This is a genomic window from Streptomyces sp. NPDC028928 (assembly GCF_055564915.1).
On the sequence record NZ_JBVHVI010000007.1, the window covers coordinates 316,440 to 331,509 of the forward strand.

Genomic DNA, 15,070 nt, shown 5'->3' on the forward strand with positions numbered 1-15,070 from the left:
CGTCCACAGCGACAGAAGTCGCTGCCCGTGGAGGGCATGCTTATGGCGACTGGTGCTCGCTCCGTGGTGGCAGCAGGGGACATCGATCTGGTCGTCACGGGCGACGGCAATCAGTTCCAGTTCGTCGCCTCCCCACAGCGCGTCGCGACGTCCAACTACCGCTACCAAGTGGAGTCCCTGGCAGCCGCCGAGTTTCGCGGACGGTCTCAAGAGCTGGCGCTGATGGCAGAGTTCTGCACCGCGCGGGAAGATGCCGACAGTGCCGAGGGCTCGTACTGGAGGTGGCTCGCCCCCGCATGGGCCGGAAAGACGGCTCTCATGGCCCAGTTCGTGATGGAGCCCCCTGCCGGGGTCGACGTCGTGTCCTTCTTCATCACATCGCGCTTGAACCGGCAAAACGACCGTGAGGCGTACTGCGAGGTGGTGCACCGGCAGTTTTACGCGCTGCTGGGTGAGGAGGAACCAGCGGTCACCGAGCACACGCGCGAGGAGAGCCTGCTCGCCGCGATGGACCGGGCCGGAGCCCTGTGCGAGAGCCGCGGCAGACGACTGGTGCTCGTCGTCGACGGTTTGGACGAGGACTGTGGGGTGCTCGCGGGCCCCGGAAGCCACAGCATCGCCGCGCTGCTGCCGCGCTCGCCCAGGCACGGAATGCGGGTAGTGGTGGCCGGGCGGCCGCATCCTCCCATCCCGGACGATGTGGCCCACGCGCACCCGCTGAGAAGCGGCGCCATCGACCGGTGGCTGGCACCATCGCCGTACGCGGAAGTCGTGCGCAGGGAGGCGGAGGACAGCCTCATGCGGATGCTCCAGGCCGGTGGCCTCGCACGGCAACTGCTCGGGCTGGTGACGGCGGCCGGTGGTGGCCTGACGGCGGCGGACCTCGCCCGCCTGGCAGGCACCCGTCCCCGGCTGGTCGAAAAGGAGTTGAGTACCGTTACCGGACGAGCCTTTCGCGTCCGCACGCCGCACTGGTCCTCCCAGGACGCCGACGCGTCCGCTTCCGGCGTCTACGTCCTGGCCCATGAGGAGATCCGGCGCAGCGCGGTTGAACTGCTCACCGAAGAGGAGCTGGCGGCGAACCGGGAGCGGCTGCATGAGTGGGCGGACGACTTCCAAGAGCAGCGCTGGCCGCCCCGCACGCCCGAGTATCTGCTCCGTGGCTACAGCCAACTGCTGCGCGCACAAGGCGACACACGGCGCCTTGCCCGGCTGGCCGCTGACGCTCACCGTCACACCCGGCTGTGGCAGCGGTCCGGTTCCGATCTGGACGGGCTGGCCGAGCTGTCCGCGGCGTTCGAGGGCCTGGTGGCCGGGGATGGCGAGGACCCTGCTGACGTTGCCGACGCATTCGTGCTCGCCGTGCGGCGCGACGCCCTGCTGTCACGCAGCGAGAGTCTGTCGGACACTTTGATCGCGGTGTGGGCGGGTCTGGGGCGGGTGCGGCGGGCTGTCAGCCTGGCTCGAGCCCGGCAGAGTGAAGTGGCCTGCCTGAGAGCCCTCGTGGAAGTGGTGCGGGTACTGGTCGCGAACGGTGAGCTGCAGCGTGCGACGGAGGTGGCCGACGAGGCAGCCCAGCTGGCCGATGCCGTAGCTGGAGAGGGCCGTAGGGAGGCCGTGACGTACGCGGTGATCATACTGGCCCTGGTCGGGTCCACGAACCGGGCGTACAACATGGCGTGTGCTCGGGTGCCCCAGCAAGGGCAGGACGAGGTGCTGGCGTCGGCGGCCACGGCCGCCCTGGACGCGGGGCAGCGCGGTACTGCGGAGATCCTCGCCCGTGCGGCCGCCGCCTCGCTCCCCGACTCTGTGCCGGTTATGGCAGCGCAGGCCATGATCCTGGACAGCGACTGTCCGCAGGCTGTGGCGGTCATCCGGACGGTCGGTGACCGCGGCCTGCGGGCACAGCTGCTGGCGGCCGTCGCGTCGGCCATGGCCGAGGACGGGCACACCGATGCGGTGCTCGTTGCCGAGGAAGCCCTCGCCGAAGCCCTCGCGGAGGGAGGAGCACGAGCGCTCATCCCAGCTGCTCTCGCCTTCGCGTACGCCGGTGAACCCAGGCGGGCAGGCGAGATCTGCCGATCGCTGCCCGACCCGTTCGACCGCATGACGTCCCTGGCTCGCGTCGCAGCGGTGCTCGCCGCCTCAGGCGAGGTCGGCGAAGCCGCGGACCTGGCCCACGAGTCCGCTGCCCTCGCGGACAAGGTGACCGCGGACAACCAGCGCGCCGACGGTCTCACCATGGGGGCAGTGGCTCTGGCCCTGGCCCGACAGCACCAGCAAGCTTTGGAGTTGCTGGCTCCTCTCAGGTCGACTGCGGCCCGGGAAGAGGCTGTGGCGGACATGGTGAGGGGCCTGGCGGAAATGTCGGACGATCTCCAGCGGGCCACCGAACTGGCCCGCAGCCTGAGCTCTCCGCGCAGCAGGAGCCGGGCGTTGGCGTACCTGGCGGCCGCCCACCTCGCGGCCGGAGACCGTGCGCGGGCACAGGCTTTGGCGGAGGAGGCGACGGACGCGACCCGTGAGAACACCGGGTGGGACAACTTCCATCACGTCGCCCAACTGGCCATGGTCCTGGCCCATGCGGGCGCGCCGGGTCTTGCCGTCGAGGCCGCCCGGAAGATCGACGAGCCGGACAGACAGGCCATGGCCCTCATGGAAGCGGCCGTCGGCGCGGCAGTCTCCGACAAGCCGGCCCATGGCGCGGACATCGCCCGCGCGATCGAGGACGCCTGGCGCCGGGCGCAAGCGTTCGGCTGGGTGGCAGCGGCGGCGGCCCGAGGCGGTTGTACGGGCTTGGCGGGCAGCCTGATCCAGGAGATGCGAGACATCGAGAGCCGTCTCCCTCCAGGGGGCCTCGTTTCAAGCGATCACCGCACAGCGGCCCTTGCCGCACTTGCCAAGGCCTTCACCGAGGACGGGAAGGACGACGCCGCGGGCGCCGTAGCCGATTCCGTAAAGGAGAACTCGGGTCGGCCGAAGGTCCTCGCGGCGATCGCCGGGAGTCTCGCCGACCGCGGAGAGGATGACAAAGCACATTCTCTTGTGGGGCAGTTGGTGATATCTCCGCGTGCTGCGCACCTTGCCGCGCCGATAGCCACCGTATGGGCGAGAGCAGGATCAACTTCACGTGCGGTGGATGCCCTTGACCTCCTGTCAGGAGCGGCGGACCAGGCGGAGGCACTGGCGCTGACCGCGAAGTCCCTGGCCGGGGCGGACGGCATCGTACGGAACTCGGTCCTGGCCCGTCACGCCCACGCCCTGGCCGACGTTCTGATCAGCCCAGCTTGGACCGACCACGTGCTGTCGGAACAGGCGGAACTGCTGCTCCGCCACGACCGCACCGATCTCGCCGCGGCCCTGAGCCAGCACATCACAGACCCGGGTCGACGTATGGAGCTGGGCGCTTTGTGCGTCACCGCTGCTGGATTGACGGCGGTCTCCGGCACCGGCCCGGCCGACGAGGACATGACTGCTGAGGCGGCCTTCCTCGTAGAACAGATCACGAACGTGCACGATCACCGTCAGGCCCTCGCCTCGGTCGTGGCCGCTCTGGCCTGGACCGGACAGCACGACCGCGCATGGTCCCTGCTCAACTCACTGCCGGATGACTGTCCCAGCAGGGCTGAGGCCGCTGCCGCGTTGGCCGATGCCCTTGCGGCTTCTGGGCATTACGAAGTGGGTCGCGCACTGGCACGGGACCTGCCGAAAGGGTTCCAGCCAGAGCGGGTGCTTGATGACGTCGCCTGCTGGGCCGCTCGGCGCGGCGACTTCCTCATCGCCATTGACCTGTGCGCCGCGGAACACCCCGCTGAGCAGAGCAATTTCCCTCTGCTCAACGTCGTGGACCTCGCGGCTGCGAAGAGACAGTACGCTGAAGCTGCTGTCGCCGCCCGCGCCCTCTGGGACACCGCGGACCAGGTGCGCGCACTGTGCGCCATCGCGGCGGCCGCCCGTCGACACGGCGACCACCACTGCATCGACGAGTTCACCGACGAGGTCGATGCCTTGCTGACGGCCGCCTTGGAGCCGAGGGAAGACTGGACGGGACGCCGGCGAGGCCAACTTCAGGCCGCCGCGGCCGAAGGGTGGGGGAACTGCCCCGCAGGCCGTGCAGCCGCAGTTGAAGCACTGAGCCTTGCCTCATGGCCCGCCTGTTTGGAGGCCGTTCGCCGGACAGCGTCCCAGGCCCTGCCAGCCGCATTGGGGCCGCTGCTAAGAGAGAAGGAGGACCTGCCATAGCAAAGCGGGCCACCACCGGCACACTCGGCGCCTCGAAAGACCAACCCAGCACGGATGAGATGGACGGGCCGAGCCCGCGCCACGATGGCAGGCGTGACCTGCCGGCTTACGACCACGCACAGGAGTTGATCGAGACATGAAGCCGCTCATGTACACCGGAGTCGGACTGTGCGGCGCCGGCATGGTCGCCTTGATTATCGGCGCGGTTGTCGACGTCGAGGCGGCGGACCCGTGGGCCAGCGTCGGTGGTGGCATCGCAAGTCTGGCGGGCATCGCCCTGGCGCTGTACGCCCAATTCGCGCAGTCGGCCGCTCCTGCTACCAGCGGAACCCAGGTCAGCGCCGAAGGAGAACGGTCCATCGCGGCCGGAGGCAGCATCGGCTCCGCCTCGACAGGCAATGGCACCGCCCCCGCATTCGCGCCGACGCCGTCCTCGGCCCCCACTCCGCCTCCGGCGTCCGGGACGGTAACCGCAGTCGGCGACCGGTCCATCGCAGCGGGCGGTCATATCGGCAGCGCCTCGACGGGCGACGCCTGAGTCAGCTGAAAGCTGGGGCACTGGGCATGTGCCCGAAGGGCAGCTCGGGCCGGTCAGTCCAGTGCCACCGCTAGGAGCTGTCCAATGGGTCGCGCGAGCTGGTCAGGTTAGTATCCTAGAGCCGCGATCTCCGACGGACGCAGTCAGCGTGGAGCTGTTGCGCTCGCAACAGGATCAGCTCCGCCGGGCTTTGGCAGCGCAATCGGTGATCCATATGGCGGAAGGCGCTCTGGCTGTTTTGGGACAGCTGCCCGTCGGGGAAGCAGGCCGAGCCCTGCGAGAGCTTTCCCACAGCCTGGACGGGGACGTGCAGACTGCCGCGCAACGTGTGCTGGATCTCGTCCAGGACGGCAGCCATGCAGATCTCGTACTCAATGAGCTGAACATGACTCTGCGTAGAGCCGGCTGTGAGAAGCCGGATACCGGGCAGTCGAGGGCATGACGGGTGGGGTCAGGGCACGACCCGGATCGGCTCCAGCCCGGCAAGCCCGACAACCGACAGGGCCGGGAGTTCCTGTCGGGCGCGATCTCGGCCGCCGGTGCCATCGCCCTGTTCAGCTACCTGGGCTTGGAAGCGGCCTCCGTCGTCGCCGGCCGGGTACGCGAGCCGGAGCGCAACGCTCCCCGCGCCACCGTCTACGGGACTCTCATCTGCGCCGTCGTCTACATCCTGGGCACCCTCCCCGTCATCGGCACCGTCTCCCACGGCAAGCTCGGCGGATCCACCGCTCCCTTCACCGACGCGGCGAACAGCATCTTCGGCGGCAGCTGGGGCGGAGACATCGTGGCCGTTGCCGCGATCATCTCGGGTATCGGCGCCCTCAACGGGTGGACCATGCTGTGCGCGGAGATGCCGTACGCGGCCGCCCGCGACGGCCTCTTCCCGCAGGCCTTCGCCCGGCTGCGCGGCGAGAGCGGCGTCCCGGCGTTCGGCATCGTTGCCTCCACCGTGCTGGCCTCGCTGATCACGGTGTTCAGCTACACCCGCTTCGACGACGTCTTCACCAAGATCGTGCTACTGAGCATGCTGACCGCCGTCGTCCCCTATCTGTTCTCCGCCGCCGCCCAGCTGTACTGGCTCCTGGTCCGCGGCCGGGAGAACCTCAACCCCCACAGGCTCGCCCGTGACATCACCCTCGCCGCGCTCGCCCTCGTCTTCTCGTGCTGGTCGATCCAGGGAAGCGGCTACCAGATCGTCGACTACGGCCTGTTCGTGCTCCTGCTCGGCGTCCCCGTCTACGTCTGGCTGAGGCGGGGCCAGGACACTTTCGGCGAGGCCACGGCGCCGAGGACCGCGGCGACCGTGGACCGGCCGGAACGCGCACCCGAGACGCCCCCGCCGGCCCAGCGGCTCTCCCGGGGGCTCCGTACCAGCCGCATCGGCGGAGCCCGGAAGCGCAACGACTTCCGCCACCACGACTGACCGCCCCAGGCACAGAGGAACCTCCGCGATGAACACCTTCCACGTCGACTCCGAGGTCGGCCCGCTGCGCCAGGTCATCCTGCACCGCCCCGGCCTCGAACTCTCCCGCCTCAGCCCGCGCAATATCGACGCCCTTCTCTTCGACGACATCCTGTGGGCCAAGCGCGCCCGCGAGGAGCACGACGCCTACGCCCAGGTCCCGTGCGACCACGGCGCCCGTGTCCACTACTTCGCCGACCTGCTGGCGCAGACCCTCGACGTCGCAGAGGCCCGTGACTGGCTCCTGGACCGGGTCGTCACTCCCGGCACCGTGGGCCCGGCCCTCATCGAGCCGGTGCGCGACTGTGCGCTGAACTCGACGGGCAGACGCTCGCTGGCTATTTGATCGGTGGGCTCCTGAAGAGCGATCTGCCGCTCGCCACTCCGCACAGCCTGGTGTGGAACATGCTCGGCGCTGACGACTTCGCCGTGACCCCGCTGCCCAACCACCTCTTTCCGCGCGACAACTCCCGCTGGGTGTATGACCAGGTGTCGGTCAACCCGATGGCCAAGCGCGCCCGGTGACGCGAGAGCCTGCACGCCGAGGCCATCTACCGGTTCCACCCGATGTTCGCCGGCGTCGCGCCCACCCCTCTCCTCGACGGACCCGTCGGCACCCTCGAAGGAGGGGACGTCCACGTCCTCGGCAACGGCACCGTCATGGTCGACCTGGGGAGCGCACCAAGGCCCAGGCCGTGGAGAACCTGGCCGCCCGGCTCTTCGCGACCGGCACAGCGAACAAGCTGATCGTCGTCCAACTGCCCGCAAGCCCGCGCGTACATGCACCTGGACACCGTGCTGACCATGGTCGACCGCGACGCCTTCGTCATCTACCCCGGCTTCGCCGACTCCCTGCGCTCCTGGACGCTGCGGCCCAGCTCCGAGCGCGAGACCGGTTTCGACGCCACCGCGAACTCCGATCTGGCGACCGCGTTCGCCGAAGTCCTCGACCTGGACAAGGTGCGGATGCTCTCGGCTCCTCAGGACATCCGCGATGCCGAGCGTGAGCAGTGGGACGACGGCAGTAGCTTCCTCGCCGTCGCACCCGGTGTGTCGTCGGCTACAAGCGCAACGTCACCGAGAATCAAGCTTAAGAATACACCGATGCCCCGCCTCAAGTAGTAGACGCGGTAGGGGAGTCAGCTTGTCAAAGCCGCATTTCCGTCAGGTGCGCCTACTCATCACGTGCCTCTTCCAGCTCTTCCGGGATGAGGACGGGCGTGGACTCCACGGCGTGGCTCGGGCAGGCGTACAGGGTTACTCCTGGGCCGCTCGGGCGCTCAATGTACGGATGGCGACGGAGGCGTGGCGAACCGGCTGTGAGCCATGCTCCTGCCCACACGCTGGCGAGTATCTTCCGTCCGGTCCGGGTCGCCAGCCTGCTTGGCGGCGAAGGCATTGCAGACAGCGTCCGCCCTCGGCTGTTTGCCACCTTTCGTCGGTCTTTTGCACGGAACGGCCCTCGTGCTGCACTACTGGCCGGTAGTACGCCCTAAAGCCGAACTGCCTTCCCCTTCGGGAAGCTGCGGCGACGGGGCGGCGACCCCATCGCTACCCGACTGATCGACGGGAATGATTGGCACATTGGCGTATTCAAACAATTCCGGAAGGGAGACGGTGTCCGGGGTTTGCTGCCATTCCTTCGCCTTTGCTGCACTTATGATGAATTCTACCTCGCGATCGAATGCATCAAATGCAGTCAGTCGGTAAGCTTCGACAGCGCCACCATCTACAGGCTCCGTGGTTGCGAACATCAGGAATCCCATAAGCGGGGCTCCATGATGAACTGGCAGAGGAGGCCAGTCGATCAAGTGTTCAGGGCGGAGGTCGACTCGATACTGACCGTTAGAGATGAGGATCTCTGGCAGTGTTGCTTTTCCTAGGCTGCGAAGGCGTTTTGAGGGAATCCAGACCCCTTTAATGCGCAAGTCCAGTTTGTAGTGGAGTATGTGAACGGGGTGAGTCGACGCGTTGGTCAGAAATACATGCACGAGTGAAACCAGTCCACGTTTGCCTGGGTCTGCAAACCTGATTCCGAGGTGCCAAACTGAGGTGATTCGCCCTCGCAGTTTGGGTATGGGGCGAATGGTTCTGAGGGCGACATAGAGAGACCCTAGCGATATTATCGCAGCGATGATTGAAACTATGAGACTCGACATTCTTTTCACCGCCTGTTCGGCGCGGCACCCAGCTCTTTGAGTCTTACATATTGAGCACACACCGCAAGGAAAGCGATTTCGTGATCTTTCATTGCTGTAGATGGTGGAAGCAGCAACATTTTCGAAACTTGATCGTCGTCGGTTGCCGATGGCTACCGCTCTGACGCGTCCCGCAGGTAGCGACGTAAGCCCGCCCGGGTCGAGTGATGCCTCCGGTCCGGGGACGCTCCCGAGCCGAACGTAACGAGGCGGTCGTGAAGCCACGTGACGCGAGCTGCTCGCTCGCCCGGAGCGCCCCGACTGGCGCGTCTTCTGAGATGATGAAGATCTGGGCTGGCAACCTGGATCACTCACTGCATTGGCAACTGATCTGGCTTGTAGTGCCGGCCTCAGGCTCCGCCACATCCGACACGAACGCCAGCGTCACACTCTGTCTCTGCCCTCTCTCGGCTGCCTCGGCTTGTATCGGTCGAACTGGATGCGTCACCGTTGAAGCCAATAGGCCACCGTGAGTCGGACCACCAGGGAGGTGGATGTGCCTCGGAGTGGCAGACCGGTCCAGCGCAGCGGGCGATCCCCCACGGGTACTGAAAGACTGTCCGCCAGGGCAGCAGTTGCTAGTGCCGTGATCGCCCTGCTCGCCGCCATCGCTGCGACAGCTTCCTCGCTCTACGGTGTCGATGCTTCGAGAGACCTCGCTGATGTGCAGCGGCTGGATGCAGCTCGAACCGCGATATCCCAATACGTCGTTCAGATGAGTGAGCTTGACCGCACGGGTGGAAACAGTCGACGTAATGAAATTGTCACTCTCGCAAGTCAAGTAGAGGCCCTCATCTCGCAATACGGTCAAGAGAGACTACATCTAAGTGCTTCGATTTATCGACTAACGGGACTATTCCTTACGCTTTCGACCACGGATCTCGAACTTGCGGAGCGTATGGGCCAGCAGGCGTTGAAATTGGCCACTCGTATGGAGTCAGACGGAGCTGGTGGCCTGCGTATGGCGGACCCTCTGGAGGCCTTACAGGCGCATCGAGTGCTTGCCGATGTCGCCGCGCAAAACTTGGATCTAGCCAAGATGACCAATGAGTATCAAGCGGCGCTCGCAATCGTCAAGTTGGAAGGCGGGCGCAATAGATATATCCGAATAGAAGCGCTTCATTTCACGCGTGTATACTGGGCGCTAAGTGCAATGATGCTAGCTGACGCTTTGGGCAATCCGAGTGCCGCGGTGTGTGAGGAGGTGCGGCGCCGCGCAATTGCGGCACGTGCTGACTTTCAAGTATTGGGTAAGAATCCGGAGATCGCTCGCCGAGCGAATCGGATTAAGAGTAACAGGTGTTCAACGTGGATAGATCTTAGGGATCTACAGCGGTATTGAACATCTGCCCAAACAGAACTCCCTGTCGTTTCGCAGTCGTAACCCTGATCGGCGAGGATGGCCTGCGGCCTGCGGCCTGCGGCCTGCGGGGGAGGGGGCTTTCGACAAGCGTGGCGATATTATCGAGCGAAATGCGCCAGCCGAGTGCGTTGTCAGCGGGTGCAATCCCGGCGGGAGGTTTTCGTGTCCGCAGGTGACGTCGGTACCGTCCCCGGCATCCGAGCGTATGGTTCATCGTCATCTCATCCCGCATCGCCGGGTCCAATGCCTGGGCGACCTCGGTGTCCGGCCCTAAGACTTGTCCCGTAAACGATCACGCAGGACGGCGTCGCAGCCGGGTATCGACCGGCTGCAGAGTCAATCGACCTCCTGATTCGCCCTGGCGATGATCCGGGGGTTGATCAGCCGCAGCTGGGTTGCGTAGACCGGGGAGTCGGGGCGCAGGTGTCCAGATGGCCGGTCACCGGGTGGAAAGCGACGGCAGCCAGGTGGTCGGGCAGCTACGGGGCGATTGCGGCCGCGATGTCGAGGTAGCGGTCCAGCACGGTGCCGCTGGCGGCAGGGAGGTCCAAGGGCCTTGGAGCGCGGCGGCGAACCCGGCCGGCTCCCGGCCGTTGCGCTGCACGACCCGGCGGCGGCGCGGGGCGTGGACCTTGTCCTCGCCGCGCTTCGCCTAGACGATCAGCTCGCGGATGAACTCCGACCGGTTTCGTCAGCCGACTCTCGATCTTCGTTCTTGGCTGAGTCATCGCGAGGGGCTCGTCCCTTGACAGCAGTGTGGACTTCACGCCAAGCGGTGACCACGGGGATGCATGCGCGCAGGAACTCGGCGAGCGCCGTGGGGATGCGGACTGCGGCGGTCAGGATCAGGGTGATGCCACCGATTAGCGCCAAGATCACGGTGGTGGTAGCGCTGCTGGTCACCGCGTTCTCCTTTCAAAACGGTCGGCAGCAGCGTGCGAGTGTTCGCTGTTCGGTTGCAGCAGTGTTGATATCAAGCACACAAAGCGGCAGGTCATGGTCTACGGTCACGACAGGACACCGATCGGCGGGCAGGCAATGCGTGGGCACCGGCTGCGGGGGTGAGATGGTGAACCCGTCCAAGATCCGGACCCGGGACGAGTGGACCAAGGCGCTGCGGGCCTTGTTCACTCAGGCCGGGCTGAGTTACCACGCTCTGGCTGAGCGCTGCGAGACGTCGATGTCGACGTCGACGCTGCAGAAGATGGTCAGTGGGCAGAGCTTCCCCAGACCCTCCACCGTGGGGCTCTTCGTCCGGGCCTGCGGCGAGCGCGACGTCCAGCCGTGGCTGGAGGCCCGGGCCCGGGTCGCCAAGGCCGATCCCCTTCTAAAACGGCACCGAACACCGCGCGGCCGGCAGATCCGCGTCGGGACCGTACCGTTGCCAGCTGACTGTTTCCAGGACCGGGCCGTAGCGGGCCGTCTGGAGGAGGCGGCTGAGGCCAGCGGGACCGTGGTGCTCACTCAGGTGCTGGCGGGGATGGGAGGCGTCGGCAAGACACAGCTCGCCGCCGCCTACGCCCGCCGCGCCTGGGACCAGGGGGTGGGGCTGCTGGTATGGGTGAACGCCGCCACCCGCGACGGCGTGGTCTCCGCCTACGCCGACAGCGCCCTGGAGCTCGGGCTGCCGCTGGCCGACCGGGACAACCCGGACCGATCCGCGCAGGCGTTCCTGACGTGGGCGGAGACCACCACCGACCGGTGGTGGCTGGTGGTCCTGGACGACGTACGCAATCCCGCCGTTCTGACCGGGCTGTGGCCCCCCGCTGCGGAGTCGTCCGCAGGCGGGCAGGTACTGGTCACCACCCGCCTCCGCGCAGCAGCCCTGGACGGGGCGGACCGGCAGGTCGTGCCGATCGATACCTTCACCGAACCCGAGGCCCGCGCCTACCTGCGCCACAAGCTCGGCGACCGCGCCACCGATCCCACCGTCGCCGACGCCCTGGCCGAAGACCTGGGCCGGCTGCCGCTGGCGCTGGCGCAGGCCACCGCCTACATCGTCAACGAAGACACCAGCATCGACGACTACCGGGAGTTGCTGGCCGGCAAGCGCCTGGCCGAGGTGGTTCCTGAGGAACAGGATCTGACCGACAATCACCAACGGATCATCACGGCGACGTGGGAATTGTCCATCGACCAAGCCGACTCCGCGCGCCCTTTAGGGCTTGCGCGGCCGGTCCTGCAGTTGATCAGCCTGCTGGATCCGGCAGGGATCCCCCAAGCCGTACTGTCCAGCCCACCCGCACTCAACTACTTGGCCACCTATCTGCCCGAACCGGCCCAGCAGCAGACGATGGACGCCGAGACTGTAGATGCCGCATTGCGGGTGCTGCACCGCTACAGCCTCATCGGACACGACCGCACGGCCGCCCACCGCCAGGTCCGTGTGCACCGACTGGTGCAGCGCGCCACCCGCGAAAACCTCACCTCCCAGACAGGCCTCGGCCCCGAGTTGTTCGCCGCCCTCGCTGACACCGCCGCAGACGCCCTGCTGGCCGTATGGCCACGTATCGAACGCGACGAACTCGGCCAGACCTTGCGCACCAACGCCGACGCCCTCCGTGCGCACGCCGGTGAGGCTCTGTGGACTGCCGAGGGATATCACGATCTCCTCGCCGTGACCGGCCAGAGCCTCGGCAACGCCGGGCAGGTCGTCGCCGCCGCCACGTACTTCGAGTGGCTGCACGAGCAGGCCGTGCAGCGGCTCGGCCCGGACCACCGGTACACCCTGGCCGCTCTTGGCAACCAGGCTGTCTGGCTGGCTGAAGCTGGGGACCGGGCGAGCGTGGACATCGCTCGACGGTTGGTCGACGCCCGGGAGCGCGTGCTCGGGCCCCGCCACCCCGACACCCTCACCGCCCGGCACACCCTGGCCCGCGCACGCGGCCAGCAGGGCGACCTAGAAGGTGCCGTGGCCGACCTTGAATCGCTGCTCGCCGACCGGATAGCGATCCTCGGCGCTGACCATCCCGATACCCTCACGACCCGGCACAACCTTGCCCAGAGCCAGGGCGACCTCGCCTTGCGCCGGGGTGTCGACGTTGCCGAAGTCGTCACCGAGTTTACGAAGATCCTCGCCGACACCCGGCGGGTCCTTGGCGCCGCCCATCCCGACACCCTCTCGGCTCGCCATGAGCTTGCTCGATGGCGGAGCCTGGCGGGTGATCCGGACGGCGCCGCAGCCGAGTTCGCGCAACTGTTCGCCGATCGAGTACGAGTGCTGGGGACTGATCATCCACATACTCTCAAAGCCCGCAATGAACTGGCTGCCGCCATCGGGCGTTCCGGCGACCCGGCCGCCGCGCGTGCCGAGTTCGACACGGTGTTGGCTCACCGGCAACGGGTCCTTGGGCCTGACCATCCCGACACGTTGAACACCCGCCTCCACCTGATCGACGTGAGCGCGGATGTTGGCCCCGGGGCGCCGGCCGCCATCGCCGAGCTGGAGGCGCTGCTCGACGACATCTTGCGCGCCCTCGGCCCTTCTCATGACGACGCCTGGAATGCATGTCTCCTGATCACTCTCCTGCGAGATAATGATGCCGACCCGCGTGTGCGCGTCCCTGAGGAGCTGCTCGCCGCGAGCCTGCGCGCCCTCGGGCCGGACCACCCTGAGATCTGGCGAATCCGTGGCAACGTTGCGATGGCCAGGGCGGAGACCGGCGACATTGCCGGCACTGTGGCTACCCTGCAGGAACTGGTGAACGACTTAACCCGTATCCACGGTCCGCACCACCCGGAAACGCTCATGGCCCGCGCCCATCTGGCCCGGTGGCGCGTGGACGCTGGAGATCACGCAGGCGCCATCGCCGACTACGAGGAACTGCTGGCCGATTGCCTTCGCATACACGGCCCCGACCACCCCGCCGTCCTCTTCGTCCGCGCCAAGATCGCCGAAGTTTACGGCTCGGTCGGTGACCCGGCCTCCGCCGCGGCAGCGTACGAGGGGCTGCTCGCCGACTATCTGCAGGTCCTCGGCACCGACCACCCACTTGTGATCTTGATCCGACAGAATCTCGCGTACTTCCGCGATATGGCCAGCGATCCGGCCGCCGAACCCGGCAGTTCGGCACCCAGCGACGAGGCCCCCGGCCGACAGCCAGACACGTGACCGGCCCGCTCTGGGCAAGCGCGAGCCATCGTGTCGAGAAGACTGCGCTAAAACCTCGTCCTGCAACTGATCTTGGTCTGAAGGTGGTTGGTCAGGACTGGAGCCTGGGAACCACTGGGGCGCGCCGCGGCCACGGTCGTGTCGTTCTCCTGGCCTGCTCGGTTTGATCACTTGGTGTCCAAGGCGGCCCAGGATGCGACGGGTGGTGGGCGGAGCTGCCTGGGGAAATGAGCGGCAGGGTCCCCTGGTACGCGGTACGGTGCGCCGATGTCAGAGATCAAGAAGTTCCAAGTCACCTTTGACTGTGCAGACCCTGAGCGCCTCGCTCGCTTCTGGTGTGAAGCGTTGGGGTATGTCACACCGCCGCCACCAGAGGGGTTCGCCACCTGGGACGATTTCAACCGCACCCTGCCTCCTGAGAAGCAGGGATCATGGTTCGCCTGCAGTGATCCCTCAGGCGTGGGCCCGCGCCTTTACTTCCAGCGCGTCCCCGAAGGCAAGATCGTCAAGAATCGCGTGCATCTCGACGTCCGGGTCGGCACCGGACTCGTGGGGGATGAGCGCCTCGCCGCGCTCGAAGCCGAGTGTGCACGACTGGTCGCGCTCGGTGCGACCCACGTGCAAACGCTTTATGCCGATGAGGAAAACGAGTCGTGCATCCCGATGCTAGACATCGAGGGCAACGAATTCTGTATCGACTGAAGATTCTTCGAGTCGGGGAGGTGGGGAGCCACCTCCATTGGGCCTCTCTGGTCTCGTGTGGGGCGTTACGCCGCGAGGGCGAGGTTGTGCAGCCGTGCGATGCCGAGCGATGACACGGTCGGGGGCCGACTTCGACACCCCGAACAGCGGAGCCAGCTGGCGCAAAGTGAGATTCGTGCGCCAGTACGCGGCTACCAGCAGCACTCGGTCCTCCAGAGGCTGGCTCCACGGTCGCCCCTTGCGGACCGGATCTGCACCCTCACGCCGCAACGCGATGATGAGCTTGTCAACTGACGTGGACTCAGCCCGGTGAACGGAGCTATTCAGGAGGGTTCCGACGCCGTGATCACACCAGACACGACAAGATCATCTCATTTGTACCAGCAGTTACGGGACAGCCCTTAGACTTGAACCGCGGGTGATGAGGGCTTGATGCCGCGCTCCCACGGCAGGC

At 66.6% G+C, this 15,070-nt stretch carries 10 protein-coding genes and 2 pseudogenes; 9 read left to right on the forward strand and 3 right to left on the reverse strand.

All coding sequences use genetic code 11. From position 1 onward, the window contains the following. Positions 1–63: 63 nt before the first annotated feature. The 6 genes and pseudogenes from ACZ4U1_RS19320 to ACZ4U1_RS19345 all read left to right on the forward strand — a co-directional run bounded on the left by ACZ4U1_RS19320 (position 64) and on the right by ACZ4U1_RS19345 (position 7,364). Entirely contained in the window at positions 64–4,242 is a 4,179-nt protein-coding gene (locus ACZ4U1_RS19320) for a hypothetical protein (protein ID WP_467904613.1), read from the forward strand. A gap of 136 nt (positions 4,243–4,378) precedes the next feature. Then, on the forward strand, positions 4,379–4,780 hold the full coding sequence (locus ACZ4U1_RS19325; protein ID WP_467904614.1) for a hypothetical protein: 402 nt from the start codon (positions 4,379–4,381) through the stop codon (positions 4,778–4,780). A 148-nt stretch (positions 4,781–4,928) separates the two neighbouring features. Then, the gene (locus ACZ4U1_RS19330; RefSeq protein ID WP_467904615.1) at positions 4,929–5,222 is read left to right on the forward strand and encodes a hypothetical protein; all 294 of its coding nucleotides are present in this window, start codon (positions 4,929–4,931) and stop codon (positions 5,220–5,222) included. Positions 5,223–5,225: 3 nt separating this feature from the next. Beyond that, positions 5,226–6,203: an APC family permease gene (locus ACZ4U1_RS19335; protein ID WP_467904616.1), complete on the forward strand. Its 978-nt coding sequence runs from the start codon at positions 5,226–5,228 to the stop codon at positions 6,201–6,203. Between the two features lie 28 nt (positions 6,204–6,231). Beyond that, positions 6,232–6,588 (forward strand): arginine deiminase family protein, encoded by a 357-nt coding sequence (locus ACZ4U1_RS19340; protein ID WP_467904618.1) that lies wholly within the window; start codon positions 6,232–6,234, stop codon positions 6,586–6,588. A gap of 59 nt (positions 6,589–6,647) precedes the next feature. Beyond that, positions 6,648–7,364: pseudogene (locus tag ACZ4U1_RS19345) on the forward strand (arginine deiminase family protein). A 350-nt stretch (positions 7,365–7,714) separates the two neighbouring features. Here the strand turns inward: ACZ4U1_RS19345 and ACZ4U1_RS19350 are convergent. Continuing rightward, on the reverse strand, positions 7,715–8,008 hold the full coding sequence (locus ACZ4U1_RS19350) for a hypothetical protein (protein ID WP_467904619.1): 294 nt from the start codon (positions 8,006–8,008) through the stop codon (positions 7,715–7,717). Positions 8,009–9,026: 1,018 nt separating this feature from the next. On the opposite strand from ACZ4U1_RS19350, the gene ACZ4U1_RS19355 reads away from it, so the two are divergent. Beyond that, positions 9,027–9,782: a hypothetical protein gene (locus ACZ4U1_RS19355; protein WP_467904620.1), complete on the forward strand. Its 756-nt coding sequence runs from the start codon at positions 9,027–9,029 to the stop codon at positions 9,780–9,782. 681 nt (positions 9,783–10,463) lie between these two features. Here ACZ4U1_RS19355 and ACZ4U1_RS19360 read toward each other — a convergent pair. Further along, complete coding sequence (locus tag ACZ4U1_RS19360; RefSeq protein ID WP_467904622.1) at positions 10,464–10,706, reverse strand: hypothetical protein; 243 nt, start codon at positions 10,704–10,706, stop codon at positions 10,464–10,466. A 163-nt stretch (positions 10,707–10,869) separates the two neighbouring features. On the opposite strand from ACZ4U1_RS19360, the gene ACZ4U1_RS19365 reads away from it, so the two are divergent. Together ACZ4U1_RS19365 and ACZ4U1_RS19370 are read left to right on the forward strand one after the other, a co-directional pair. Continuing rightward, entirely contained in the window at positions 10,870–13,914 is a 3,045-nt protein-coding gene (locus tag ACZ4U1_RS19365; protein WP_467904623.1) for a tetratricopeptide repeat protein, read from the forward strand. A gap of 267 nt (positions 13,915–14,181) precedes the next feature. After that, the gene (locus ACZ4U1_RS19370; RefSeq protein ID WP_467904625.1) at positions 14,182–14,616 is read left to right on the forward strand and encodes a VOC family protein; all 435 of its coding nucleotides are present in this window, start codon (positions 14,182–14,184) and stop codon (positions 14,614–14,616) included. 72 nt (positions 14,617–14,688) lie between these two features. On the opposite strand, the pseudogene ACZ4U1_RS19375 reads toward ACZ4U1_RS19370, so the two are convergent. After that, positions 14,689–14,939 (reverse strand): annotated as a pseudogene (locus ACZ4U1_RS19375) (helix-turn-helix domain-containing protein); the annotation flags it as partial. Between the last annotated feature and the right edge of the window lie 131 nt (positions 14,940–15,070).